Origin of the sequence: Sulfitobacter profundi (genome assembly GCF_042661425.1) — a bacterium.
Classification (GTDB): Bacteria; Pseudomonadota; Alphaproteobacteria; order Rhodobacterales; family Rhodobacteraceae; genus Sulfitobacter; species Sulfitobacter profundi.
Genome location: NZ_JBHSWA010000003.1, coordinates 201,618 through 226,733, shown reverse-complemented (window position 1 = coordinate 226,733; position 25,116 = coordinate 201,618). Strand labels below are relative to the sequence as shown.

Here is a 25,116-nt window from a genome sequence, read left to right as displayed (position 1 = left end):
GCCCGCTTAACTGTCCTACGCCAATCGCCCTTTTATACGTTCGGCAGTTTGCAGCAGCGCCGCTTCTCCCGGCGAGGGCGGCAGGGTGAATGCCTCGATCCCGTTCTCAAGATAGCCGGCGGAGGTGACATCGTGCTGGTGCAACATCGGCACGACATGGGCATGGGTATGTGCGACGTGGATACCGGTATAGAAAAACGCCACGCGCTCGACCTGCCATTCGCCCTTCATCGCCCGCGCCAGCCGCTGGCCGACTATCATAATCCGCGCTGCCAGCGGTTCGGGCAGGTCCTCAAACCACGGGTGATGCTGTTTTGGGATGATGAGCGTATGGCCCTCCCGGATCGGATGCAGATCAAGGAACGCGAGGACCATATCGTCTTCAAACAACTTGAACGCAGGCAGCTCAGACCGCGCTATCCGACAAAAGATACAGGTATCGTCCATTCAGCTTCCATCCCTGTGCGCTGCGGCTTGCTTCTCTCTCAGCAATGGTTTGCCGATGAATACTCGGTGGTCCAGACTAGCTCGACGATTTTGCGAAAACCTTAGCGATGTCGTCTGCATTCAGACGACACCACGCACCTGCGTGCAAATTGTCCGGCAATGTCAAATCGCCCTGAGATTCGCGGTGCAAAGCCTCCACATGATTTCCCACCGCGGCAAACATACGTCGTACTTGATGATATCGGCCTTCGGTGATGCTCAACCGCGCCTCGGTGGGTGTGAGAATGTCGAGCTTTGCCGGGTTAAGCGGTCTCTTCTCTCCGGTCAGCTGCAATTCTCCCGAGGCGAAAACATCTGCCTCCTGTCCCTCAAGCGGGCGAGCAAGCGTGACGCGATAGGTCTTTCTAACCGCATGGTTGGGACTGGTGATCTGATGCAATAGATTCCCGTCGTCGGTTAGCAAAAGCAGTCCGGAGGTTTCCTTGTCCAGCCGACCAACGGGTGAGAGCATGGGCTTGCGCAGTCGCCACCTGTCCGGCAAAAGGTCATAGACCAACGGGCCGCTGTCCTTGCGCGAGCAGATATAGCCAACCGGTTTGTTGAGCATCACTACCATGCCCGGCAGCGGATCGAGCGCGGCGCCGTTGATGGTCATGCGCTCGGCCAGATCGGGCGGCATGGAGATGCGTTTGGACACGTTTTTTACCCGCCCCCGTCCAGCCAAATCTGCTGCGCATGGGCAAGCTGAGCGATCTGACTGCGCGAACCATAGCCTAATGAGGACAGCAACCTGTCGATCCGGGTGGTCGGAACCTTAGCCATCTGGTCGGACCTCTCTCACCATGTGGCGTCGACCTGTTGTGCGGCGGCAAGAATGCGAAAGCAAGCGGCAGGCGAATAACCGGTCGCACCGTCATGACTGCGAGTTTTTGTCAGACCGCTTTTCGTGCTAGTTTCTTAACAATCCGGCCAAAGGAGCGCTGCCATGCCGTACTTCGGAAAATACGATACGCCCGAGGAAATTCTACACGACGATACGTTGGATCGAGCGCAAAAGATCGAACTGCTTGAACAATGGCGGGATGATAAGAAAGCCTATATGCGCGCATCGGACGAAGGGATGAAAGGCACTGACCGCACTGAACTTCTGCGCCATATTAAAACCGCGCTAAATGCGCTTGATGCGTCCACAACTTCTTGAGGCCAGGTGCTTCGCTGCCTGAAGCTTGAATGGCGCCGGGTTCAATCCTATATATCGGGTATGATGATCCGCTTTCATACGAGGGTTCTGCCGAGTGCAGAACGTCTACTGAACCGCCGGTAGCCCCGAGCGGGCTGGCCCTTTGGTCTGTCCACGCCTCGGGGGTTTTGATTTCATTTCGAACAATCAAACAGAACGATGACGCTTTGCCGCGATAGGGTGCAGCAAGCCTGCTAACCCACGCCTGAGCTATCGTTCGTGCGGCAGTGTCGACTGCCTTGGAGGATCAAATGGCTATCTATATCACTCGAAAAATGCTCACGGACTTCGCAAGCGAAGAAAGCAGAGCGGAACCGTTCTCGGTCTTCCGCGATTTGGCGGATTCTCTCGCGAGACGCAGACAACGCCGACGGGCGATTGCCGAGCTCGAAGCGATGGATGACGCGAGCTTGCGAGATATCGGAATTTACAGAGGCGATATTCGCTGGGTGGTTGAAGGGTTAAGCGATGTCGATCTTGGGTTGGATTCGCCGCGTGCTCCCGCCCAGCACCGATCTGTTGTGTCACCTGACCAGACTAGGCAGCACACCTCTGTGGCCTAGTTTAGTCTCGCAAGCTCACCCCACCGAACCGCCCGCACCCCTGTGTCAACCACCGGGGCGCGGGAGTTTCGCCATGCGCTAAATTACATCAGGAGCTATCTGTGTCCGTAATTAATCCCAAAACCAGCACCGCCAATATTTCCAACGTCGCTTCTGTGGCTGACGCGCTGTCCGAAGCGCTGTCGGCTACATATCGATTGGTGATGAAGTCGCATATGTACCACTGGAACGTAATCGGCCCACACTTTCTGACGCTGCATGAACTGACCGAGACGCATTACACTAATATGTTCGCCGCCGCCGATGTAATCGCCGAGCGCATCCGCGCCTTAGGCAAGCCCGCAGTGATCGACCCGTCGGGTTTGGGCAGAGGGGCTGAGGGACGGGACGCGGACGTATCGCTCCCTGCCGATGAGATGCTGCGCGACCTTTTGTCAGATAATGAACGCCTTGCGGCCCGTATGCGGGCGCTGGTCGGCACCGCAGAAGCGGCCGAAGATCCCGTTACCGCTGATCTTGCCACAACGCGGGCGGATTTCCACGAGAAAGCTGCTTGGATGCTTCGCGCCACTGCGGGGTAAACTATATTCAGGGCACGCCGACCCAACTGGCGTGCCCGAGTTTCAAAGCTTCAAGACCATCGTTGCGATTGAAAAGTAGATCACAACCCCAGTTGCGTCCGAGATCGTCGTTACCAACGGTCCACTCGCGGTAGCCGGGTCCAGGCGCAAACGGCTCAGCAAAAACGGTAGAGACATGCCCACGAGGCTGCCGATCATCACCACGATGAACATGGTCAATTCTACCGTCAACGCCACGTCGATCCCGCCTCGCCATGCGCCGACGGGAAAAACAACCGCCGCCATCGTCGCCCCAAGGGCGGCGGCCACGGCCAGTTCACGCAGGATCAGCGCGCGCCAGTCTTTCATCTTAACATCACCAATTGCCAACGCCCGCACCATCTGCGTAGCCGATTGCGAGCCTGCGTTGCCGCTGCTGTCGATCAACAGGGGCAGGAAGAACATCAGCGAGACATAGGCCAAGATCATATCTTCGAAATGCGCGATGCCAGCACCGGAGAAGAGGTTGCCAATGACCAAAAGCGCAAGCCAAATGATACGCCGCGAATAGAGCACGCCGATCCCGGCCTGCCGCATGGTTTGCTTGAACGGCAATATATGTGAGATTTTCTTAAAATCTTCCGTCGCTTCGGCCTGCATCACGTCCGCTGCGTCATCATGGGTCACGATGCCAACCAACCGCCCTGCGCCATCGACAACCGGGATCGCTAGCAGGTCGTAATACGCGATACGCTGCGCGACCTTTTCCTGATCCGTATCGATTGTGACGGACACCGGATCGTCCTCCATCAATGCCGCGACTACCGCCCTCTTATCAGCAATGATCAAACTATGCAGCCGAACCGATCCGATAAGCCGTGCGGTCTTATCCACAACGTAAGAACGGTAAATCGTCTCAGAGCCGCTCGCCTGCCCACGCAGCGCGTCGATAGCCTCGGGTGCGGTCATCTTGGCATCAAGCACCGCATAGTCCGAGGTCATGATCGCCCCGGCTGTTTCTTCGGCATGGAGCGCAAGCTGCTGGATATCGCGACCCACCTCTGACGGCAGGGATTGAAGCAGACGTTTTTGCTCAATCGGGCCCAGACATCGGAACAGGTCCACTCGATCGTCAGCCGACATCAGCGCGACAATAACATTCAGGCTCGGCGCGGGGATGACAGCGGCAAGGGCAGTTTGATCTTCTAGTGAAAGTGCGCCGAAAGTAGCGGCTTGACGCGGGAGCGGCATGGCCGCGAGATATCGCCACGCTTGGTCAAGCGGCAATTCACTCAGCCAAGAGGCCAGATCAATAGGCCTTGATTGGTTGTAGAACCGATCAAGCGCCTCTGGGGTCTCATCCTGTAGGGAAAACGGGGTATCTGACGACATGATTGGCCTTTCCTCACGCCCTCAATTGGCTCCGTGTGGCCGTGGTGCATGGCCCCCGTGGAGCAGTCTATTCTACCGCCTCGCCCTGTTCGGAGTAGATCGGGGCATTCACCAACTGTATGCGCCGATAGGGCGCGATACTGCCTGCTTTACGCAAAGCTTCGTCCACAAGACTAAACACCTCATCACGGCAGTCCACGGCCAGTTCGAACCGCGGCACCCAATAGCGCACCGTATAGCAAATGCCCCCTCTTCGTAGGATTGCACGCGCACATCGGGAGCTGGGCTCTGCTGGATCAGCTTAGGCTCAGGACCCATTGATTATCGTGGAGCCGCATGATTCACCGTCCGAAAACGGAGCGGTGATATGTCTGATCTTTTCTGGCTGAACGATGCGCAGATGGCGCGGCTGGAGCCCTACTTTCCGAAATCCCATGGCAAACCACGTGTCGATGATCGGCGGGTTTTAAGCGGGATTATTTTCATCAATCGCAATGGTTTGCGATGGCGAGATGCGCCTAAGGAGTATGGCCCCCACAAGACGCTCTATAACCGTTGGAAGCGTTGGAGCGACAAAGGCATTTTCGCACAGATGATGGTGGGACTGGCTGCCGAGCACAGCGAAAAGAATACCGTGATGATCGATGCTACCTACCTGAAGGCTCATCGCACAGCGTCCAGTTTGGGCGTCAAAAAGGGGGCGTGGACGTCTTATTGGACGAACCAAAGGCGGCATGAACACCAAACTTCATGCAATCTGCGATAGCCGGGGGCGCCCACTCAACCTGTTCGTAACGGCAGGACAGGTGAGCGACTACATAGGTGCGCGAGCGCTTTGCGATAGTCTTCCGGATGTCGATTGGCTGCTCGGCGATCGCGGCTACGACGCCGACTGGTTCAGAGAAGCATTAAAAGACAAGGGGATACACGCCTGCATCCCCGGACGAAAACAGCGGAAGGCGACGGTGAAGTATGACAAGCGCAGATACAAACGCCGCAATCGGATCGAGATCATGTTCGGCAGACTCAAGGACTGGCGGCGCGTTGCCACTCGCTACGACCGATGCCCAAAGGTCTTCCTCTCAGCCATCGCTCTCGCCGCCACTGTCATCTACTGGCTATGAGTCCTGAGCCTAGCATTGCCGAGTGCGGCAAGCATGATCACCCGCGCTTTGTCGATTGGCAGAACATGGTCGAGCGTGATGTTGACCTGCGATCTGAACTCGCGCTTGGGTGCCGAAAAATTCGTGATCCGATGCCGCGCGATCTGACTGTTGGGCAGGATCATATAGGTGGCATCAGGCGTTTGCAGCCGCGTGGTGCGCCAGCCAATTTCGATCACCTTGGCCAGCGCCAATGTGTCGATATCGACCCAATCGCCAATCCGAAAAGGGGCCTCCATCGCCAGCGCGATGCCGGAAAGCGTGTCAGCCACGACGTTGCGGATGGCAAACCCCAACAGAGCCAAGACGATGCCCGAGCCTGCAAGCGCCCCAATCGCGCCCTGCCCCATGTAAAGCGCCGCCGTCGCTGCCAGTGCGATGATGAAGAGCGCGGCGGCGATCAGGTCCTTCAACAGGGGTGGATAAGGTCGGTTGCCTCCGGCCTGGTCTAAGATCATCGCCAAGACCCGACTCGCGAGCCAAGCGCTGGAAAGGTATATGACCGCTGTAAGGAACAAGGTGACCTTCTGGCTTTCCGCGACGGGCTCGGGAAGTTCCTCTTGAAAGACCGCCAGTCCGATCCCAACCCCTGCTGCCAACAGCGGTAAGATAAGCCGGCGAAAATGTCGCTTTAGGTCCACAGGATCAGTCCTTTGGTTATTCTGGCCTGCCTTTTTGCGTTCAGGTTCTTGAAAAGGCTAACATACCTCTGCCGCAGGGAAACTCTTAACTTTGGGCCCCGTCGCGCGCTTTTGCGTAGCCACTATCTGCCTATCCAAATGCCTGCCGTCTTACATAGTCACGAACATCTTCCGACATGGTCACGCGGCCCGATTGACAACGGTGTTCCAGTGCTTAAGTTCATTCGCATGTTGGAACATGTAGATCATTATAGATTTCTACTTCTGAACCGCCTGCATCCCCGGGCGGTCTAGGCGCATGCGCGTCTGACATCCTCCCCGGGGTCTCCTCACATTCTTGAAAACGTGAACGCGGCGCATGCGCCCGAGGAGAGAATATGTCCAACATTCTTGCATCAGTTCAGCCCAATTGCACCAACTGCACCGTCTTTCGTGCCCTCGAGAACAGACCTTTGGTCCTGCCGCAGACCGACTACCGCAAACTGCAGGACCACCTTGAGGATTGCGATTCAACGTCTCGTCCTGGGTCGACATTGCTTGCCTATGTGCTGGCCAACAAGTTGATGAATGCCCGCGCGGTTGCTGACCTGCCCTTTGTCGATGTGGCAATTGGCGGGTCCGAGGTCGCTTACGCAATCGACGGAGCGCTTCCCTGCTCAGGCCTTCTTGTGCATAGCGCAAGACCCGGCGCACCGGGTGGCGTGATTGCAGTGGCGTCTCTTCTCGGCGCCACCTTGATTGGAATGCGCGTGGGAGAGCGTGCGCCACTGCTGAACGAAGTTGGCGGTATTGCTACGGTCTCCGTCATTTCAATTCTGTCACCTAGCTCGGCAGCAAAAGATGAACGCCCCCGGTCCGTGAAGGAGTGCTCCAAATGACCAGCAGCATTGAGGTCGCAGATCGCAATCCGCATCTTGTCTTGAATGCAGCGGATCTCGAACACCTCGAAGACCTTGCCGAAAGTGCAATGAAACGGCACCCGACTTTGGCCGATCGGTTTTTTCAAGAGATCGGCCGCGCGCAAATCCTCGAAAGCACGCAGATGCCCGAGGATGTCGTCGGGATAGGGAGCAAGGTGACCTACCGCGATGAGGCGACAGGCCAGCATAAGACCGTGACGCTCGTGTACCCGGAAGACGCTGACATAACCCGATTGCGTGTGTCGATCATCACACCCATCGGCGTCGCGCTCTTGGGTCTGCGGGAGGGTGCCAGCTTTTATTGGGACACGCGACAGGCAAACCAGCGGCGGACGTTGACGATCCTCAAGGTCGAGAAAGGCTTAAACGACCCGCAGGGCGGTACGTCACGGTGAAATTCAACGCATCCGCGGCACGGCGCCCGGGCGGTCTAGGAAGGCAATTGGTATGAAAGTCGTTGTTATGGGTGCGGGTGTGATCGGCGTCACTACCGCCTATTATTTGGCAAAACAGGGGGCCGAGGTTGTCGTCATCGATCGCCAATCCGGACCGGGGCTGGAAACCAGCTATGCCAACGCGGGCCAACTCAGCTACGGCATGACCTCACCATGGGCGGCACCGGGCATACCGATGAAAGCTATGAAATGGATGTTTATGAAGCGACGGCCTTTGTTTATATGGCCACTCATCAGCCCGACCATGTGGGCGTGGTGTGCGCGTATGGTCGGCAATTGCAACGCCGAGAGCTACCGGGTCAACAAGGGTCGTATGGTTCGGATTTCCAGCTATTCGCGGGACGTAATGCCCGAGTTGATCGCTGAGACGGGCATCACCTATGACGGACGCGAGCGAGGCACCTTGCAGCTCTTCCGCACCGCCAAACAGATGGAGGCCTCAAAAGCGGACCAAGATGTCTTGGCAGAATACGGCTCCCCTTTTGAGGTGCTTGACCGCGGCGGTTGTATCGCCGCCGAACCGGCTTTGGCCGAAGTGCAGGGAAAATTTGTCGGTGGCCTGCGTCTGACCGCAGACCGCACTGGGGACTGCCGGATGTTCACCATTGGGCTGACCGAGAAATGTATCGAGATGGGCGTGACCTTCAAATACGGCGAAACGATCCGCGCTGTCTCCGTTGAAAATGGCCGCATTGCCGGTGTCGATACAGAGGCGGGCGAGCGTGTCACGGGCGACGCCTATGTCTGTGCCATGGGCAGCTATGCGGTCCGAACGCTTAACCCCATCGGGGTCCGGCTGCCGGTCTATCCGGTCAAAGGCTACTCCGTCACGCTGCCCGTCATCGATGATGACTATGCCCCGCAATCAACGATCATGGATGAAACGCATAAAGTCGCGATCACACGGCTGGGGGACCGCATTCGCGTTGCGGGCCAGGCCGAGATCGCGGGCTATTCCAATCGGCTTGGGCCGCATGCGGTCGACACTGTAAAACATGTGATTGATGACCTGTTCCCCCGTGGAGGCGATGTCTCTCAGGCCGAAGGCTGGACCGGACTGCGCCCCATGACACCAGATGGCACGCCGGTTCTTGGCGGCACGCAATATGACAACCTGTTCCTGAACACTGGTCACGGCACGCTGGGGTGGACCATGGCCTGCGGATCAGGGCGGGCGGTGGCTGATTTGGTCTTGTGCAAGACCCCAGAGATCTCGATGGAGGGACTGACGGCTGAGCGCTATGCCCGCTGACGGGTAGCCCAGCGGCGGGCGTCTGCCGGAGTTACAGCAGCCATTCAATCGGTAGCCAGCCGATGACCATCAAGGCCATTCGCCTAGCCAAGCTGGTCCCCGGCTCATCTATCGTCACCGTCTCTTTTTGGAGGTCGATCCAGATCAGATCACCCTCGTCCAGTTCAACCCGCCATGCCAGCCCGCGCAAGTCCGCGTCAAATGCATCATGCAACCCCTGCGCCATACGCTCACTGTCAATTAAAAGCCCCATCTCCGTATTGAGCGTGGTGGATCGCGGGTCAAAGTTGAACGACCCCACAAAAATACGCGCACCGTCCACAGCGAAGGTCTTGGCATGAAGGCTTGCCCCCGATGACCCAAAGGGGCCAAGCCGGTCAATCGGCGCATCGACAGCCGCCTGCTGGCGCAGTTCATAAAGCTGCACGCCACTGCGCAGCAAATCCTTGCGCCGTTTGGCATATCCTGCGTGGACCGGCAAAACGTCAGTCGCATCCAGCGAATTGGTCAGCATCCGAACCTGAACCCCCTGCCCCTCAAGCATGGCGAAAGCCTCCACTCCCGCTTTACCGGGAACGAAATAGGGCGACACACCGTCAAAACGCGTCTTTATCTCCCCCACTGCATCGGCCAGCCGTGACGCCAGAAGGTCTTCCCACGCCACCGCGCCTTCGCCCTTGATCAGGTCGTCACTGACCAACTGCACTGAGGTCCATTCCACGCCGAACTTCCCCAAGGCGAGGGCGCTCACGATGTCCGAGCTTTGCAGGATCTCTCGGTACTCTGAAAGCTGCGGGTCGGCCTCTAGGGCGGAAAGCCGGTTGGCCAGCGGATCGCCCTCTCGCGCTGCGCCGACAATCGGCCCCGCCGGATGAACCGCGCCTGCGCTCCAATAACGATCGAAATCGCTCGACACATCGTTCACCACCCGGCCTACGGCCAAGACGTCCAGATCGACATAAAGCGCGGTGGGGCCGGTGGCGAAATACTCATCCCCAATGTTGCGCCCACCAAGGATCGTGGCGTGACAATCCACGGTGAATGACTTGTTGTGCATCCGTCGGTTCAGCCGAAAAAAGTCAAAGCCATAGGACAGCATCTTGAAGCGACGCAGGTTGAAAGGGTTCCACAGGCGCACCTCAATCATTGGATGCGCAACGAGCGTAGCAAGCTCCGGATCCAGTCCACTCGTTCCATTATCGTCAAGCAAAAGCCGCACTCGAACGCCACGATCCGCCGCGCGGCGCAGCGCGCCGAGCAAAAGCGTCCCGGTCAAATCGTCGTGCCAAATGTAATATTGCGCATCGATAGACGAGACCGCAGCATCCGCCAAAAGGATACGCGCCGCGAAAGCATCAGCGCCGTTTTGCAAGGGCGCAACGCCGGTTTGCCCGGCATGGCTCTCTTCCTGTCTCGCCAAAGCATCCGCCAGCGGTCCCTGCGTCGTGGGCAGCGGTGCCTCCGTATCGTCGCGGTTCTCAACCTCTGGCAAAGGGAAAGCGAAACGGGCAATCAAAATAACAACGACAAGAGTGACGACGAGCCCGGCAAGAAACTTCACAATTGCCCTGATCATCGCAGCGCTGTCCTTCAATTCACTCGCAACTACGCTCGCATGTCTTTGTAAATGCGTCCAGTCGGGCAAGGGCGAATGCTAAAGGGTGATGCGCGACATAGAATCCATACCGTTAACGCGCATGTCGCCGCCCATTTCGAGACAGAGTTTTTGGATCGCCGCATTCGCGTTCGAGAAATGCACGTCAACCGAATGAACTTGCCTCGCCTGCGCTTCAGACAGGCCTAGCTGAAACAGCGCACGACCAAATCCGCGCCCTTGGTAGGCATCTTCAACGGAAAGCCCAATTTCGGCCCGCCCGTCCTCAAGAATGTGAAGCTCTAAGATACCCCGATAGGCGCCATCCTCTTTGATCCCGAACATGACGTTCGGCGACGCGCTATTGGCTGTCTGCGTCAAGACCTCTTCCTTTATGCCGCCCATGAAGCGCAATCTGCGCGATGCTTCACTCAAGCAGCGATAGTGCCGCAAAAGTGTCCTTCGGAGAGCGGGACGGGATAGGGAAACGAGTTGTGGAGTTATCGCCTGCATGTGCTTTCCAATCTGCTATGGAGATGGGGTCTCAACGCTCATTCTGCAGAGCCGATATGGTCTTCCCGTGATGTGCGCGGCGCATAGCTCGATAGTGGTTCCCCGCCAACGGCATCGCCAAATCCGCGTCACATGTGTTTGCATATGTCGCGCCGCCGCCTTCGATGCTAAGCCCTTGCAAAACCGCGAAAGGATTGCCCGATGATTGACGCACAGGCCCCCGACACCCCTGCTCTTTTGCTTGATGAAGCGCGGATGCTGCGGAACATCGCGCGTCTTGCTGACCATGCGCAAAAGCTTGGCGTCACGCTGCGGCCGCATCTCAAAACGGCAAAGTCCGTCGATGTTGCACGCCAACTCACTGGCGGTGCGCCTGGCCCGATCACCGTGTCGACTTTGGCCGAAGCCGAGGTGTTTTTCGCGGATGGTTACAACGATATCCTCTATGCCGTTGGGATTGCGCCGCAGAAGCTGAAGCGGGTACAGGCGCTGCGCCAAAAGGGCTGCGATCTGGTCGTGATCCTTGATAACGCGGCCCAGGCGCAGGCAGTGGCGGAAGCCGCTGTCCCCGCAATGATCGAGATCGACAGCGATGGTCACCGCGGCGGGCTGCGGCCGGATGACCCGGCACTCGTTGAGATCGGGCGCATCTTGCACACCGCCGAATGCTTGCGCGGTGTGATGACCCATGCGGGTGAAAGCTATACGGTCCGGGGCCGCGAGGCCCACGCCGACTTCGCAGAACAGGAGCGAAAAGCCGCCGTCACCGCCGCCGAAAACCTACGCGCGGCGGATCTGCCCTGCCCCGCAGTCAGCGTAGGCTCGACCCCCACCGCCCACGCCGCGCGCGACCTGACGGGCGTGACGGAACTGCGCGCCGGGGTCTATATGTTCTTCGATCTGGTGATGGCCGGGATCGACGTCTGCACCCAAGACGACATCGCATTGAGCGTGCTGACCACGGTCATCGGGCATCAGCCCGCCAAAGGGTGGACCATGATCGACGCCGGTTGGATGGCCCTGTCGCGTGATCGAGGAACAGCGGCGCAGGATGTAGACCAAAGCTACGGGCTGGTGTGTGACGAAGAGGGGCGCGTCCTGACCGATTATATCGTCGTCAGCGCCAATCAGGAACATGGCATCATCGCGCTGCGTGATGGGGCGGAACAGCCGCCGCTGAACTTGCCCGTCGGCACCCGTCTGCGCATCCTGCCCAACCACGCCTGCGCCACCGCAGCTCAGCATGACCGCTACCATTTGGTGCCGCAAAGCGGTGGCCCGCTTGAGGTATGGCCGCGTTTTAACGGCTGGTAAGGAGACCCCCTATGATCTTGATAACCGAAGACCAATCTGCCGAAATCGTAACGCCAGAGCTTGCCTTTGCTGCGATGCGCGAGGCTTTCATCGCCGCAGTTTCACCAAGCGCTGCGATCTTTCCCGTCGTACTCGGCCACGGCAGCGACCCGCAGAACCGCTTTACTGTCAAATCCGCCGCCGGGGCGGAATTGGCGGGGCTCAAGGTTGGCGCCTATTTCCCGACAAACGATGACCGTGGCCTGCCCCGTCATGCCTCGACCATTCTCTTGATCGACCAATCCACTGGCCGCATCAGCGCGTTGGTCGAAGGCTCCGCCGCCAATTGCTACCGCACTGCCGCCGCTGATGAGGTGGCGACCGATGCTCTGGCACGTTCCGATGCAGAGGTTTTAACCCTTTTCGGCACGGGCCACCAAGCAGCCTATGAAGCCCGCGCCATCTCCCGCATACGAAATTTGGCCCGCGTACTGGTCGTCGGCAGGGATGCAGGCCGCACGTCTGATTTCGTCGCCAAGCTGCGCCAGTCAGGGCTGCCTGCCAAAGCCGAAGATGCCGAAACCGCCGTTCGGGCAGCTGATATAATCGTAACGGTCACAACCGCGACCGCCCCGCTGTTCAAAGAGGAATGGGTGCAGCCCGGCACGCATATCTCATCGATGGGATCGGATGCGACGGGCAAGCAGGAGCTTCCCCCGCGCTCTTTACACAGGCCCGCCTGTTTTGCGATCTGCCTGAACAATCATTGCGAATTGGCGAGTTTCAGCATGCGGCAGACGCGCAACTCACTGCAATCGGGTCGGTGTTGAACGGCAATGCCCGTGGCCGCGAGAGGGACCGCGACATCACGATCTTCGACAGTTCCGGCATTTCGCTTCAGGATTTGCACATGGCGCAAGCGATCCTGAGCCATTTCACTGAAAGTGATAAAAACCAGTGCTAAGACGTCAGCTGTGTGTTGGTATCGTCTACATCATCGCGCAGCAAAGCCGTCAAACCACCCCGCTGTCCGACAATATCCGCCAAAGTGTAGCCGTCCAGGGTAGCGAAAAAAGCTTCCCGTGCCTGCGCCAAGGGCCCGCGCAAGCCGCAGACTGGCAGAATGAGGCAAGTCTTATTGTCCCCGAAACATTCCGCCACCGATTCCTGTCTTTTGAGCGCCCGCAGCACCGAACCGATGCGGATCTCTTCCGCCGATTGATGCAAGGTCAGCCCCCCACTGCGCCCCCGTTCGGAAAGCACAAACCCCTCCCGCGCCAGTTGTGTGGCGACTTTGGAAAGATGGTTCTCCGAGATCGCGAAGCGACCGGCGATCTCAGATGTGGCCACACGCTCGGGCGCCCTTACCGCGAGGGTGATCAGAATGCGCAAAGCGTAATCGGAAAATTTATCAAGCTGCATGGCTACGATATTTAGCATTTGCATTGCGCATTTAAAAGCGCGTACATATTGAGTATCTGAAATACCTATTAAGGAGGTTCTCATGACCCTATCCGAAGCGTTTCTCTGGCCCGGTACTAAAGTCTGCGAACGGCTTGGCGTTGACCCCGAAGGCGAAGCAGGTCTGATCCGCTGGATGGTCAACACGCTCGTCTATCTGATCCTGAGCCTCATTTTCGTCTGGATTTTCGCCGTATGACAATGCCGCCCCGCATTGCGGTCACCGAAGCACAGATCGACCGCGTGGTAGCGCGGTTCTACAGCGCTGTCCGACAGAATCCAAACTTGGCGCCGATCTTTGCCGCCCATGTGACCGACTGGCCTGCACATGAAGAAAAAATTGGACGTTTCTGGCGCAACGCCTTGTTGTTGCAGCGCAGCTATGACGGCAATCCGATGCACGTTCACCAAGCCGCGGGGAATGTGCATCCGGAGCATTTCCCGATCTGGCTTGAGCTATTCGACCGAGTTTTGGCCGAAGAACTCCCCGCCGATCTCGCGCAAAGCTGGTCCGCCTTGGCACATCGGGTCGGGCGCGGGCTGAGCTATGGGCTGACGCCGAAAAACGCCGGAGGTGCTATTCCGAGGCTGTCGCTGCACTGATCAACTATCCAGCCTTTCCAATGAAAGCGACAGCCACCTTCCAGCAGAGAGATTTCGAGACTTCAGGCAGTGCGACCGAGTGGGGCTGCCGTAAATCCCTCCAACCGGTCGGACAGCACTTCCCAATCTGTAAACTCATGGTCACTGGTTCCCATCTCGAACTCCCGATCATTCAGCACCACAAAGCGCACCACCGATTTCGCGAAGTAGTCGTAGCTATTCGGTTTCACGGCGCCTGCCGCGAGAACAACCTCATCGGGCGTAAATCCCGTGCGCATTTGGGTTTCGATAACATATTCCTCCGCCTCTTCCCTTCCGCGCTTGAAAGCTGCGCTGAGGCTGACGGAGATGAGCAACACAGGTCGTAACGACAGCCATGCGCGACGGGCCTGCATGAAGGTTTCAAGCGCCGGCGAATGGCGGCGTTCGTGGACAGAGCCCACCAAGATCACGCTTTGCACAGCGGTCAGAACCGGCATGTTACCGGTCTCATCCAGATCGAGGACAGTCGTCTCGTGGCCTTTGCGCGCCAGCTGATCAGCCGCAAACTGGGCGATCTTGGACGATTGGCCTTCGGTTGTGGAATAAGCGATGAGTATATGCATGGTGCGTTCCTCCTTTGTGATACGACCAAGCATATCCCGCCTTATGGGGACCAACTTTGAGCAGGATCAACAAATGTGGCGATTCCCAAGCAGGAATTAACGCGCACGAACCAGTCGAAATCCCAGGTAATCCGGTGGTAGTCCAACCGCGCAGCCACCCACACTGGCGTCCCGCACAAAATTGATCACCGCAGCACGATGCGCCCCGGCGGCGATCCTGACGCCACAATAGTCCGCAGTGCGCTCAACGCTTCCGTCTACGCGCACGACGCCATTCGCGAAACAGCCATCAGTCCATTCCCAGACATTGCCAGCCATATCTGTTTGATCCCACGGTTTGATGGTGCGATCCTTTCTCAGGCTTGGAAGGAAGCATTATGGGGCAAGTTCGTCACGGGAGCGCCACGACAACGCACGCCGTCAGAGCTGCAATACAGCGATCGCAAGCTTCGCTCGCGCAGCTAAGCAAGGAATTGGGCATCAACCCTAAGACCGTTGCAAAGTGGCGTAAGCGTGCGACGGTCGAGGATTTGAAGACCGGGCCAAAGGAGCCGCGCTCAACCGTTCTCACAGAAGCTGAGGAGGCAATGATCGTTGCATTCCGGCGGCACACGCTGCTGCCGCTGGATGATTGCCTCTATGCTCTGCAGCCATCGCTTCCGCATCTGACCCGGTCGGCATTGCATCGTTGCCTTCAGCGGCACGGGATCTCTCGCTTGCCGGATGTCGAGGGCGACAAGCCTAAGCGCCAAAAGTTCAAGCGTTACCCGATCGGCTTCTTTCATATCGATATCGCGGAAGTTCAGACGGTGGAGGGCAAGCTCTATCTCTTTGTGGGCATTGACCGGACCAGCAAATTTGCAGTCACGCAACTCGTGGATAAGGCGGATCGCAAGACAGCGTGGGAGTTCCTCGAGCGCCTGCTTCAGTCAGTCCCCTATCGCATCCACACGATCCTGACTGATAACGGCATCCAATTCGCTGAGCAGCCCCGCAACCGTAACACAGCATATTCAAGGCAAATGCGCTTCGATATGATCTGCGAAGCAAATGGGATCGAGCACCGGCTGACCAAGCCAAACCATCCTTGGACTAATGGCCAGGTCGAGCGGATGAACCGAACGATCAAGGAGGCGACGGTGAAACGATACCATTACGACAGCCATGATCAGCTGCGCACTCACCTCACCGACTTCATGGCAGCCTACAACTTCGCACGTAGGCTAAAGACCCTGAACGGCCTCACACCCTACGAATACATCTGCAAAATCTGGACTTCAGAGCCAGGTCGATTCATCATAAATCCGATCCACCAGATGCCGGGACTGAACACCTAGCTGGAGAGATAAAAAATGCAAATTCGCTAAAAGTTTCTTTTCTGCAGGAAATTCTGGCACAATATATCTGGTATGGCGGGTGCACCAAGTTCTGAGCATTAGCCGGTAGGTACGACTTCTTTGCGGCGCGCAGCAAAGCGACTTTCCTTCCGGATTATGCTCAGCGATGCCGCCCTGGCTGTAACGTACAGCCCCTTTGATGACGCTCTTCGCTGGGCAACTGGCGGAGGGTCGCCGCTGATACCCGGGGTCAGCGACGTTCGACGCTGTTTTCATGCAGTTGTGCCGAGGTTCCTTAATTGCGGCGCGCAGCGAGGCAGGGATTGAAGTGCAGTTGTTTGAAAGCGGTATCGAGTGGCGGCTATAGCGATGGTAAGGGCATCAACTTCAACACTAAAATTTTAGATCGTCGCGTTTAGAGATTTCTATATATATAGGCCCTGCCAGAATTTAGTGTGGCAAAGGGACATTGACTAATGTCTGCAAAATAGCCGAACTCAATCCACTAATTATTATCAGGGGTTAACATTGATGCATCCAGCAAAGTTTTCCCAATCGGAAGATGACGGCGTTGACTACGCCTCAACATGCTGGAGGCACGATCGACGCGGCAATCAGAGCATTGCTGGATGCCAATAAGCGCTTCCAGATCGGCCATGCCGGCAAGAGCGGGTCAACCCGGCACGGAAGCTGAACCCGAGACACCTTGGTAAACCTGAAAGACTGGGCGAAAAGGCGTGACCACGTCAATCAATCCTGCGCACCCGGCAATCATTCGAGGTAAGTCCAGCCATGCAAAGTGATATTGGAAAATCGACCCACGACCTGCCGCATAGCTTTGCGACCGATGCGATGGTCAGGCTGCCTCCTCTTCACCGGCACCTGCTCCGGCGGCTGCTCGATGCACCTGACGGCCTCCGGGATACGATCCTGACTGATGACGAACGGACCGCATTATTGTGGCTTAACCCGTTTGTTTCCCGAGAGGCGGACCGATGGATCATTGCCTCGCAACAAGTTGCCAATTTTGCGCGTGCCACCATCCCCGAACTGAGCATCCCCGAAAATGCTGCTACGCCGATCCTGTTGGCGTTGGAAAAGGGGAACCAACGGTTGCGCTCCATCATCTGCAGGAAAGCGGTGGCGCGTTCTTCATGCATATGAACGGGTTGCAGCCCGCTTTGGACGTTCTCGACAGGTTCGAGAACAACCGGCTGCCCGATGTCGTGGCGCTCGATTTCCTGGTAGCGGTCAAATTGGGTGATGTTTCACGGGCGGAGCGGATCCTCGCGACGGCAGGCGGTGCAGCCCTGGTCAACCTGGGCCAGCCACTGCAGGCGTCCGAAAAATATCCGCCGCAGTATCTGTTTGCCCGGTTCATGCTCGCGACCTACCGAAGCGAGCCGCCGCGGCAGTTCCTGTTGGATGAGGCTGCACAGCTTCTTGCGCGGACCGGGCCACGCCAGCATCTTCTTCTCGGTGCAATTTACAACGCACTGCTCGAGCCCCATATCCGGCAGGGGCGGCTGGCGGAAGCGGAAGATTGTGCTCTCCGGGCGCTGCATCACTATGACGCCGCCGAAGCCCCTTACCTTAGCTTTTTCGTCCACGTCCATCGCGCAATGATGGGCCTGACCACAGGGAACCCGCGCGAAGCGACAGAGTGTCTCTCTGCCGCTGAGCGGTCTCTTGAAAAAACGGCGTTCGAAACAGTGCAGGAGGAGCGGTTTCTTGCATTGCTGCGCGCCGGTGCCGCCTATGAAACCGGCGAACCGCAGGCAATGGTCGATTTCGTCGAGACCGAGTTCAGCCAGTTTGCTTTCGGTGAACTATGGCCGTCCATCGCCGCACTCGCCTTGGCGCATGGGGCCGATGCGCTCTTGCAGCTTCGAGGGCAAAAAGCCGCAATGCAGTTTGTCGACCGTTGGCGCCTTCAGCTCTGGCGGTCACGACGCTTTCAATTGCTGATCGAACAGCGGGATGTCGCGGTTCGACAGGGTGCCCAACGTTGGCGTGACGCACGGACGCGGCTTGAAGGAATAGCGACCCGGATCGGGCGGTTGTGGATGGACACGGCTGGAGACAATCTTGCCGATTTGCAGGATTTTGAAGATATCGTGCAAGCACTGCTTTGGTTGCGCCAGCAGGCCTTAGAAGCCCCGCGGGATGCAGCCTTGCCTGCGCGGCTTGTGGCGTTGGAGGCCAATCCCAGACTCGCATTGCGGCAGCGCATCTGCCTGCAACTCTGGAGCGTCTGGGTGGATCGTCGTCAAGGACGTATCGCCCAAGCCCGGCAGCGTTTGGCGCGCACCTTGGGCGTCTGCGCAACGCATCAATGCAATGCGCCAATCCTGGAAGAACGCAGTTTTCTGCTTCCCCTCCTCGAAGATCCGCAGATCATGCGCGGGGAAATGGAGCGGGTTGCGATTCCGCGCAATCTGCGCAGTGGCGCGGTTGCGGCTTTCGGCGCAGGGCCACTGTCCCGTCAAGAGTGGCGGGCCTTGCTGCTTCTGGTCGAGGGATGTTCCAACAAGGAGATCGCGCGGGAAATGGTCGTGAGCCTGCCGACCGTCAAGTTTCACCTGAAGAATTTGTTTCGAAAGCTGGCGGTCTCAGACCGCAAGAGCGCGGTTGCCGCCGCACGGAACAGCAGTCTTATTTGAGGGTTCGAAGCGGAAAACCTATCCTCATTAGATCATAACCTATCCTTGAAGCCTGTTTTGGGACGAGGGTTCCTTCTGCCATGCTGAAGTTATCGACAGCAGGGGGTGGCGATCGGGTGACAGCAGGCTTTTTCGAATTCTTATTCAGACGTATCATCGGGTTTGCCGGCGTGCTGCTCGTACTCGCGCTTATCATCTTCGTGCTTGCACGGGTCGTGCCGGGGGATCCGGCCCGTATCGCACTTGGTCCCACGGCCAGTGCTGAGCAAGTCGAGACGTTGCGTGCCGAGATGGGCCTCGACGATCCACTACCAGTGCAGTTCTTCAATTTTCTTGGCGGCGCGGTTCAAGGGGATTTTGGCAAGTCGTTGATTTCTGGCAAGCCCGTCGCCCAGGAAATCGCCGGGCTTCTGCCCGCGACGCTGGAATTGGTGCTGGCCACATTAATCATCATGCTGGTAATCGGCCTGCCGTTCGGTGTGCTGGCCGCGCGCTATCGAAACACCTGGTTCGACGCGATCCTGCAGATCGTATCGCTGGTCGGTGTGACCATGCCGAGCTTTCTTTTTGCGATTCTGCTTCAACTTTTTGCCGCGTTCTACCTGACCGACTGGCCGATCCTGGGCCGTGCATCGCGCGAGCTTGGGGATTTCGCCGGACCTACCGGCCTTCTGACGCTCGATGGCCTTTTGACCGGCCGGTTCGACGTCACGCTGGACGCGCTGCGGCACCTGGCCTTCCCCGCGTTGGCGCTGGCAATGGCCGGAATCGGCCAGATCATGCGGATCACACGGTCCGCTATGATTGAGCACCAGCGTCGCGACCATGTCCAGACCTTGCGCAGCTTCGGCGTGCCGGGCCGGGTGGTAACGTTCCGTTATCTTCTCAAACTTTCGGCCATCGCGCCGCTGACGATCATGGGGCTCGAGTTCGCTTCGTTGATCGGCAACGCCTTTGTCGTCGAAATGGTATTCTCATGGGGTGGATTTGCATCCGCTGGCCTTGAAGCGATCATGCAGAAGGATCTGAACGCGGTGATGGCGGTGGTCCTTGTATCGGGCATGTTCTTCGTAGTGGCGAATCTGGTTATCGACATCCTCATAGGTCTCATCGACCCACGCTTGCGCATGAAGGAGGGCCACTGAATGTCATCCCTAATGGAGGAACAGGTAGAGGTCCTGTCGGCCCGGCGCATGGCCTGGTTGCGTTTCCGCGCAAATCCCGTGGCAGTGGTCGGAGCGCTGATGGTTGCCTCGGTCATCCTTGCTGCAATCTTTGCGCCACTGATCACGACCTTCCCCGACCATGTCGGCGCGGTCATTGATTTTCGCAACAAGAATGCCGCACCGGATGCGGTGAACTGGTTCGGCACGGACAAGGTCGGTCGCGACGTCTTCAGCCGCGTGATTTTCGGCTTTCGGGTGTCGCTGCTTCTGGTTCTGGGTGTCTTGGCCATCGCCGTTCCGATCGGCGCGGGGCTCGGGCTGCTTGCGGGATATTTCACCGGCTGGGTCGAGACGCTGATCACCGGGTTCACCAACGTGATGCTGGCAATTCCGCCCCTCGTGATGGCTCTTGCTGTTGGCAACGTCCTTACACCGAGCCTCACCAACGCCATGATCGCCATCGCGCTCCTGTGGTGGACCTGGCATGCACGGCTTGTCTACCGGGTGTCAAAATCAGTCGCTGCGGAAGATTATGTGGAAGCGGCGCGTCTGGCGGGCGCTTCGCATCTGCACATCCTTTTTCGCGAGATCCTGCCCAACTGCATCGCCGTCATTTCCGTCAAGACCACACTGGACGCGGCCTTCATCATCCTGTTCGGCGCAACACTGTCATTCCTTGGTCTTGGTGTGCAGCCACCGACCCCGGACCTTGGAACCATGGTCGCGGACGGACGGCAATTGCTGCCGGAACTCTGGTGGGGCGTCGTGGCCCCGGGGTTCGCAATCTTTTACGCCACGCTCGGGTTCAACCTATTGGGTGACGGGCTGCGCGATATGTTCGATGTGGAGGTCTGAGCCATGGCATTACTCGATATCAAAGGCCTTAATCTGAGCTTTACCAGCTACGGACAGACCAATTACGTGCTGCGGGACGTGTCGCTGAAAATCGCCGAAGGCCAGCGCGTCGCCCTTATTGGCGAAACCGGCTCGGGCAAATCGGTCACATCTAAGGCGGTGCTGAACACGCTTGCCGGAAATGCAGCGGTGACGGGGGGCAAAATCCTCTGGCGGGGTGACGACCTACTGAAACAGTCCGACGCCGCGCGTGAAAAGCTTAAGGGCATCGAGATGTCGGTGGTGATGCAGGACCCGCTGTCATCGTTCAACCCGGTGTTCACTATTGGGCGGCACCTTGACGACGTGCTTTACTGGGCCGACCGGCGGGCGGGGCGCAAATCCGGACGGGCCGAGCGACGCCAACGGATATGCGAGGTGCTCCTCAAGGTGCAGCTTGCCGATCCCGAACGCGTGATCTCGTCCTATCCGTCACAACTCTCAGGCGGGATGCGTCAGCGGGTGCTGATCGCGCTGGCGCTTATGAACAAGCCCGCGCTTTTGATCGCTGACGAGCCGGGCACGGCGTTGGACGTGACGACACAGGACGAAATTCTGCGCCTCATCAACGACCTCGTGCGCAATGAGGGTCTGTCGCTTCTGATGATCACCCACAACCTTGGTGTGGTGCGTCTCACCGCAGATTACGTGTACGTTATGCGCAAGGGCGAAATTGTCGAACACGGTCCGCTCGACGAAATTTTCGGCAATCCACAGACGGACTATGCGCGCGAACTCATCGGGGCCATTCCGCCGTTGTATGGTGAAGCGGTTAAGGACCAGAAGATCGCAGAGGGGGACGAGATGGTGCGCCTCGAAGGCGTGGATAAGACGTTCTTGCAAAAGCGGCTGCTTGGACCTGATGGCACTACCAAGGCGGTTCGGGGCGTGGACCTCGATATCCGCAAAGGGGAGATATTCGGCCTCGCCGGAGAGAGCGGATCGGGCAAGACGACTGTGGCGCGGATGGTCATGGGCATCATGCGCCCAAGCGCAGGACGTGTGTTCATCGACGGCGTCCCACTGGACGAGATGGCCGGAAACCGCGCCGATCGCGCCATGGCGCAAATCGTATACCAAAACCCCGGCACCTCGCTGAACCCCAAACGGACGATCGGGCAAACGCTTTCGGTGCCGCTGCAATTCGCCGGGCTGGAGCCTAAGCGCCATACCGCCCGAATGGAGGAACTGCTTGAACGGGTGGATCTGCCGCGCCACTTCATAGCCCGCTATCCGCACGAATTGTCCGGTGGGCAGAAGCAGCGTGTGGCCATCGCCCGTGCCCTTGCTGCAAATCCCAGGCTGATTGTCCTGGACGAGCCGACTTCGGCCCTTGACGTGAGCGTGCAGAAACGCGTGATCGCGTTGCTTGAGGAGTTGCGAGACGATCTTGGCCTGACCTACCTTTTCATCAGTCACGACCTGTCGCTGATGCGGAACTTCTGCTCGCGGATCGCTGTCATGTTGCGCGGCGAGCTTGTGGAACAGGGCCGCCCTGCTGAGGTCTTCGCCAACCCCGAACACCCCTACACCCGCGCTCTGATCGCGGCGATCCCCGTCATAACCGATGCGGAAGAGGCTGCAAAACCGCTTGTGACGCTGGAAGAAAAACAAAGGTTCCTCGTGTCATCGGCCGCATGAGCTGGGCGAAATGGAATTATAAAATTAAGGAGAAGAGAATGGTTCTGAGACTGGGCATCGACGTTGGCGGCACGAATACCGACGCGGTCATCCTACGCGATCGAGAGGTTCTGGCGGGGGTCAAATGCGCCACCACCGAGGACGTGATGAGCGGCATTTCCACTGCCCTCGAAGAAGTCATCGAGAAGGCGGGCGTGGCACGCGATTCCATCAACGTCGCGATGATCGGCACGACCCATTTCACCAATGCGATCATTGAGCGCCGCCACCTTGATCCGGTTGCCGCCATACGGCTTGGCCTTCCCGCCACAGCCTGTCTGCCTCCGATGGTGGATTGGCCCGACGATCTGCGCGAAATGGTGGGGGGCACGGCTACCTCTTGCGTGGCGGCTACGAGTTCGACGGGCGTGAGATCGCCGCGCTGGACGAAGCCGGTCTGGTGGAGATCGCCGCCGAGATCAACGCCAAGGGCATTCGTGCGGCAGCCATTTCTTCGGTCTTCTCGCCCATTAACCGTGACATGGAAGAGCGGGCTCGTGACATCCTGGCCCAGCACTGCCCCGACGTGCCGGTGGTCATGTCAAGCGAGATCGGGCGTATCGGCCTTCTGGAGCGCGAGAGTGCGGCGATCATGAACGCCTCGCTTCTGGGGCTGTCCAGCCGGACGGTGGATGCGTTCGAGCGCGCGCTTGGCGATGCCGGACTGACTTGTCCTTTCTATGTCACGCAAAACGATGGCACGCTGATGGCCGCAGACATGGTGCGGCGCTTCCCGGTGCTGACCTTTGCTTCGGGGCCCACAAACTCGATGCGCGGAGCCGCGTTCCTGACCGGTGTCAAAGAAGCAATCGTCGTCGACATCGGCGGCACGACCTCGGATGTGGGCTCGCTTCACCACGGGTTTCCGCGGCAGGCCTCCACTGTGGTCGACATTGGCGGAGTGCGGACAAACTTCCGCATGCCCGATGTGTTCTCCATCGGTCTTGGCGGTGGCACAAAGGTGACAGGCGACGCTGCGGCGCCGGTCGTCGGACCCCAATCTGTAGGCTACCGCTTGACGAGCGAGGCGCGCGTATTCGGAGGTGACGTTCTAACCACGACCGATATCGCCGTCGCTGCAGGCATGGCGGATATCGGCGATGCGTCGAAGGTGGCCGACCTTGAGCCAGCGATGATCGATGCCGCGCGAGAGCGTATTGGCGAGATGCTGGAAATGGCCGTTGAGCGCAGCCGTATCAGCCCGGACCCGATCCCGGTGATTGCCGTCGGGGGCGGATCAATTCTGGTGCCCGATAAAATCGGCGAACTTGAGGTGCTGCGACCGGAGAACTTCGCCGTGGCCAACGCCGTAGGCGCCGCGATTGCGCAGATCTCGGGCGAGGTCGACCGTATCTACGCGCTTGAGGGCAAGAGCCGCGAAGTCTGTCTTGCCGAAGCCGAGGAAGAGGCCCGCACAAATGCGCTGAACGCAGGAGCAACGGAAGAGACACTGACGGTGATCGAACGCGAGGACGTGCCGCTGGCCTATCTGCCAGGCAACGCCACCCGCATCCATCTCAAGGTTGTCGGTGACATGGGAGGTCTCGATGCGTGATATTTTGAACAAATGTTGGACCCTCACCGAAGAGGATATCGATGCGCTTGAAATTGGTTCGGGAATCCTCGGCACCGGCGGCGGCGGCAACCCCTACACGGGCAAATTGCGTCTGCGAGAAGTGCTGCGTGCCGGGCACAAGCCGCGCATTCTGCCGCTCGAGGCGGTTGCGGACGACGCGAAGGTTGTTCCAATCGGCGGCATCGGCGCACCGTTGGTGTCGTTCGAGAGGCTGAAGGAAGGGCGCGAGGGGCTGCGCTGTCTGCGGTCCCTTGAAGAACGGCTGAGCTTCAAGGCCGACGCGATGGCCTGTGAAGAGATCGGCGGGCAGAACTCCATGGAGCCGCTGGTTACCGGAGCGCTCGCCGGATTGCCGGTCGTGGACGGCGATGGCATGGGACGCGCGTTCCCCGAAATGCAGATGACGACCTACTGCATCTATGGCCATCAATCGACGCCGTCGGTCATGTGCGATCCGCACGGCAATGCCGTGGCATTCGAACATGCGATCACCGAAAAATGGCACGAGCGGATGGCGCGGGCCTGCGTTATCGCTCAGGGCGGCGCCTCGGTTCTTGCTTCGGCGCCCATGTCGGGCGCCTTCGTGAAGAAATACTCGATCCCGCATACCTATACTCAGGCCATCCGTCTCGGGCGTCGCGTGATCGCAGCGCAATCCGCCAATGAGGACCCCATCGCGGCAATTTGTGCCAGTGAAGGCGGCAAGCGCATCTTTTCGGGCAAGATCTCCGACCTCAAGCGATATTTCGAGCGTGGTTTCAACACGGGCGTTGCCACAATCGACGGGCTGGACGGGGATCGTGGATCGCAGGGCGAGATCACCATCCAGAACGAGTTTCTCGTCTTCCGCCGCGATGGCGAGATGGAGGTTTGCGTTCCCGACCTCGTGGTCGTGCTCGATCTGGACACCGGGTTGCCGCTTGGCACCGAGCTGCTGCGCTACGGACAGCGGATCGCGGTCCTGGCGCTGCCCTGTCATGATTTGCTGCGGACTCCGCAGGCGCTCGAGGTGATCGGTCCGGCGGCTTTCGGGTTCGAGGACCTGATCTACCGGCCGATGGCGGAGGCGGAGTAATGGGATTTCGCGTAAAATCGGAA

27 protein-coding genes and 2 pseudogenes are annotated in these 25,116 nt (G+C 58.6%); 20 read left to right on the top strand and 9 right to left on the bottom strand.

Translation table 11 applies throughout. The features are described 5' to 3' along the window. Positions 1 to 15 precede the first annotated feature (15 nt). On the bottom strand, positions 16 to 447 hold the full coding sequence (locus ACFQAU_RS19450) for an HIT family protein (RefSeq protein WP_132445991.1): 432 nt from the start codon (positions 445 to 447) through the stop codon (positions 16 to 18). Positions 448 to 523: 76 nt separating this feature from the next. Then, positions 524 to 1,144: a 16S rRNA pseudouridine(516) synthase gene (locus ACFQAU_RS19445; protein WP_386284521.1), complete on the bottom strand. Its 621-nt coding sequence runs from the start codon at positions 1,142 to 1,144 to the stop codon at positions 524 to 526. 288 nt (positions 1,145 to 1,432) lie between these two features. Between ACFQAU_RS19445 and ACFQAU_RS19440 the strand changes: the two genes are divergently transcribed. The 3 genes from ACFQAU_RS19440 (at position 1,433) to ACFQAU_RS19430 (ending at position 2,831) form a co-directional block, all read left to right on the top strand. After that, entirely contained in the window at positions 1,433 to 1,648 is a 216-nt protein-coding gene (locus ACFQAU_RS19440; RefSeq protein ID WP_132445997.1) for a hypothetical protein, read from the top strand. Positions 1,649 to 1,938: 290 nt separating this feature from the next. Further along, positions 1,939 to 2,250 (top strand): YjiS-like domain-containing protein, encoded by a 312-nt coding sequence (locus ACFQAU_RS19435; protein WP_206054323.1) that lies wholly within the window; start codon positions 1,939 to 1,941, stop codon positions 2,248 to 2,250. Positions 2,251 to 2,351: 101 nt separating this feature from the next. Then, entirely contained in the window at positions 2,352 to 2,831 is a 480-nt protein-coding gene (locus ACFQAU_RS19430) for a Dps family protein (protein ID WP_240791644.1), read from the top strand. Between the two features lie 42 nt (positions 2,832 to 2,873). On the opposite strand, the gene mgtE is transcribed toward ACFQAU_RS19430, so the two are convergent. After that, the gene (mgtE, locus tag ACFQAU_RS19425; RefSeq protein WP_132445999.1) at positions 2,874 to 4,202 is read right to left on the bottom strand and encodes a magnesium transporter; all 1,329 of its coding nucleotides are present in this window, start codon (positions 4,200 to 4,202) and stop codon (positions 2,874 to 2,876) included. A gap of 367 nt (positions 4,203 to 4,569) precedes the next feature. Between mgtE and ACFQAU_RS19420 the strand changes: the two genes are divergently transcribed. After that, a protein-coding gene (locus ACFQAU_RS19420) for an IS5 family transposase (RefSeq protein WP_386284514.1) occupies positions 4,570 to 5,326 on the top strand; the annotation gives its coding sequence in 2 pieces (ribosomal slippage) (positions 4,570 to 4,901 and positions 4,900 to 5,326; 759 coding nt in all). Here the strand turns inward: ACFQAU_RS19420 and ACFQAU_RS19415 are convergent. After that, complete coding sequence (locus ACFQAU_RS19415) at positions 5,314 to 5,778, bottom strand: mechanosensitive ion channel family protein (RefSeq protein WP_386284511.1); 465 nt, start codon at positions 5,776 to 5,778, stop codon at positions 5,314 to 5,316. The two genes, ACFQAU_RS19420 and ACFQAU_RS19415, sit on opposite strands and share 13 nt — an antisense overlap. 605 nt (positions 5,779 to 6,383) lie before the next feature. On the opposite strand from ACFQAU_RS19415, the gene ACFQAU_RS19410 reads away from it, so the two are divergent. Genes ACFQAU_RS19410 through ACFQAU_RS19400 form a run of 3 tightly spaced genes read left to right on the top strand, consistent with a single transcriptional unit; the run spans position 6,384 to position 8,633 of the window. Beyond that, a complete protein-coding gene (locus ACFQAU_RS19410) occupies positions 6,384 to 6,884 on the top strand; it encodes a hypothetical protein (RefSeq protein ID WP_132446013.1) in 501 nt (166 codons plus the stop codon). Beyond that, a complete protein-coding gene (gene rnk / locus ACFQAU_RS19405) occupies positions 6,881 to 7,321 on the top strand; it encodes a nucleoside diphosphate kinase regulator (protein WP_132446016.1) in 441 nt (146 codons plus the stop codon). Before ACFQAU_RS19410 ends, rnk begins: the two co-directional genes overlap by 4 nt. A gap of 52 nt (positions 7,322 to 7,373) precedes the next feature. Further along, a complete protein-coding gene (locus ACFQAU_RS19400) occupies positions 7,374 to 8,633 on the top strand; it encodes a D-amino acid dehydrogenase (RefSeq protein WP_132446018.1) in 1,260 nt (419 codons plus the stop codon). A 31-nt stretch (positions 8,634 to 8,664) separates the two neighbouring features. Here the strand turns inward: ACFQAU_RS19400 and ACFQAU_RS19395 are convergent, their stop codons facing one another. Then, positions 8,665 to 10,209 carry a phospholipase D family protein gene (locus ACFQAU_RS19395; RefSeq protein ID WP_132446021.1) on the bottom strand — a complete coding sequence of 515 codons (1,545 nt, stop codon included), beginning with the start codon at positions 10,207 to 10,209 and terminating at the stop codon, positions 8,665 to 8,667. Positions 10,210 to 10,287: 78 nt separating this feature from the next. Continuing rightward, entirely contained in the window at positions 10,288 to 10,608 is a 321-nt protein-coding gene (locus ACFQAU_RS19390) for a GNAT family N-acetyltransferase (RefSeq protein WP_165935596.1), read from the bottom strand. A 333-nt stretch (positions 10,609 to 10,941) separates the two neighbouring features. On the opposite strand from ACFQAU_RS19390, the gene ACFQAU_RS19385 reads away from it, so the two are divergent. Together ACFQAU_RS19385 and ACFQAU_RS19380 are read left to right on the top strand one after the other, a co-directional pair. Continuing rightward, the gene (locus tag ACFQAU_RS19385) at positions 10,942 to 12,054 is read left to right on the top strand and encodes a DSD1 family PLP-dependent enzyme (RefSeq protein ID WP_132446028.1); all 1,113 of its coding nucleotides are present in this window, start codon (positions 10,942 to 10,944) and stop codon (positions 12,052 to 12,054) included. A gap of 11 nt (positions 12,055 to 12,065) precedes the next feature. After that, a pseudogene (locus ACFQAU_RS19380) lies at positions 12,066 to 12,997 on the top strand (ornithine cyclodeaminase family protein). On the opposite strand, the gene ACFQAU_RS19375 reads toward ACFQAU_RS19380, so the two are convergent. Then, a complete protein-coding gene (locus tag ACFQAU_RS19375; RefSeq protein WP_240791645.1) occupies positions 12,994 to 13,539 on the bottom strand; it encodes an RrF2 family transcriptional regulator in 546 nt (181 codons plus the stop codon). The pseudogene ACFQAU_RS19380 and the gene ACFQAU_RS19375 sit on opposite strands and share 4 nt — an antisense overlap. On the opposite strand from ACFQAU_RS19375, the gene ACFQAU_RS19370 reads away from it, so the two are divergent. Together ACFQAU_RS19370 and ACFQAU_RS19365 are read left to right on the top strand one after the other, a co-directional pair. Further along, a complete protein-coding gene (locus tag ACFQAU_RS19370) occupies positions 13,538 to 13,693 on the top strand; it encodes a hypothetical protein (RefSeq protein ID WP_165935597.1) in 156 nt (51 codons plus the stop codon). The genes ACFQAU_RS19375 and ACFQAU_RS19370 overlap by 2 nt on opposite strands. Then, positions 13,690 to 14,097, top strand: coding sequence for a group III truncated hemoglobin (locus ACFQAU_RS19365; RefSeq protein WP_132446034.1), 408 nt, complete (start codon positions 13,690 to 13,692; stop codon positions 14,095 to 14,097). The genes ACFQAU_RS19370 and ACFQAU_RS19365 overlap by 4 nt, the downstream gene beginning before the upstream one ends. A gap of 62 nt (positions 14,098 to 14,159) precedes the next feature. On the opposite strand, the gene ACFQAU_RS19360 is transcribed toward ACFQAU_RS19365, so the two are convergent. Next, positions 14,160 to 14,702 (bottom strand): flavodoxin domain-containing protein, encoded by a 543-nt coding sequence (locus ACFQAU_RS19360; RefSeq protein ID WP_165935598.1) that lies wholly within the window; start codon positions 14,700 to 14,702, stop codon positions 14,160 to 14,162. Positions 14,703 to 14,798: 96 nt separating this feature from the next. Continuing rightward, on the bottom strand, positions 14,799 to 15,044 hold the full coding sequence (locus tag ACFQAU_RS19355; protein WP_386284777.1) for an SUMF1/EgtB/PvdO family nonheme iron enzyme: 246 nt from the start codon (positions 15,042 to 15,044) through the stop codon (positions 14,799 to 14,801). Between the two features lie 35 nt (positions 15,045 to 15,079). Between ACFQAU_RS19355 and ACFQAU_RS19350 the strand changes: the two genes are divergently transcribed. The 9 genes and pseudogenes from ACFQAU_RS19350 to ACFQAU_RS19310 all read left to right on the top strand — a co-directional run bounded on the left by ACFQAU_RS19350 (position 15,080) and on the right by ACFQAU_RS19310 (position 25,093). Continuing rightward, positions 15,080 to 16,039, top strand: a complete 960-nt coding sequence (locus ACFQAU_RS19350; RefSeq protein ID WP_132446043.1) for an IS481 family transposase — start codon at positions 15,080 to 15,082, stop codon at positions 16,037 to 16,039. A gap of 792 nt (positions 16,040 to 16,831) precedes the next feature. Continuing rightward, positions 16,832 to 17,203, top strand: coding sequence for a hypothetical protein (locus ACFQAU_RS19345; RefSeq protein ID WP_386284497.1), 372 nt, complete (start codon positions 16,832 to 16,834; stop codon positions 17,201 to 17,203). Between the two features lie 17 nt (positions 17,204 to 17,220). Next, on the top strand, positions 17,221 to 18,702 hold the full coding sequence (locus tag ACFQAU_RS19340) for a helix-turn-helix transcriptional regulator (protein ID WP_386284494.1): 1,482 nt from the start codon (positions 17,221 to 17,223) through the stop codon (positions 18,700 to 18,702). Between the two features lie 80 nt (positions 18,703 to 18,782). After that, on the top strand, positions 18,783 to 19,847 hold the full coding sequence (locus tag ACFQAU_RS19335) for an ABC transporter permease (protein ID WP_132446048.1): 1,065 nt from the start codon (positions 18,783 to 18,785) through the stop codon (positions 19,845 to 19,847). Then, the gene (locus tag ACFQAU_RS19330; protein ID WP_240791646.1) at positions 19,848 to 20,723 is read left to right on the top strand and encodes an ABC transporter permease; all 876 of its coding nucleotides are present in this window, start codon (positions 19,848 to 19,850) and stop codon (positions 20,721 to 20,723) included. 3 nt (positions 20,724 to 20,726) lie between these two features. Beyond that, positions 20,727 to 22,403, top strand: coding sequence for a dipeptide ABC transporter ATP-binding protein (locus tag ACFQAU_RS19325; protein ID WP_132446050.1), 1,677 nt, complete (start codon positions 20,727 to 20,729; stop codon positions 22,401 to 22,403). Continuing rightward, a pseudogene (locus ACFQAU_RS19320) lies at positions 22,400 to 22,696 on the top strand (hydantoinase/oxoprolinase N-terminal domain-containing protein); the annotation flags it as partial. The gene ACFQAU_RS19325 and the pseudogene ACFQAU_RS19320, both read left to right, overlap by 4 nt. Positions 22,697 to 22,782: 86 nt before the next feature. Continuing rightward, complete coding sequence (locus ACFQAU_RS19315) at positions 22,783 to 23,997, top strand: hydantoinase/oxoprolinase family protein (RefSeq protein WP_386284488.1); 1,215 nt, start codon at positions 22,783 to 22,785, stop codon at positions 23,995 to 23,997. Beyond that, a complete protein-coding gene (locus tag ACFQAU_RS19310) occupies positions 23,990 to 25,093 on the top strand; it encodes a DUF917 domain-containing protein (protein ID WP_132446054.1) in 1,104 nt (367 codons plus the stop codon). The genes ACFQAU_RS19315 and ACFQAU_RS19310 overlap by 8 nt, the downstream gene beginning before the upstream one ends. The last annotated feature ends 23 nt before the right edge of the window (positions 25,094 to 25,116 follow it).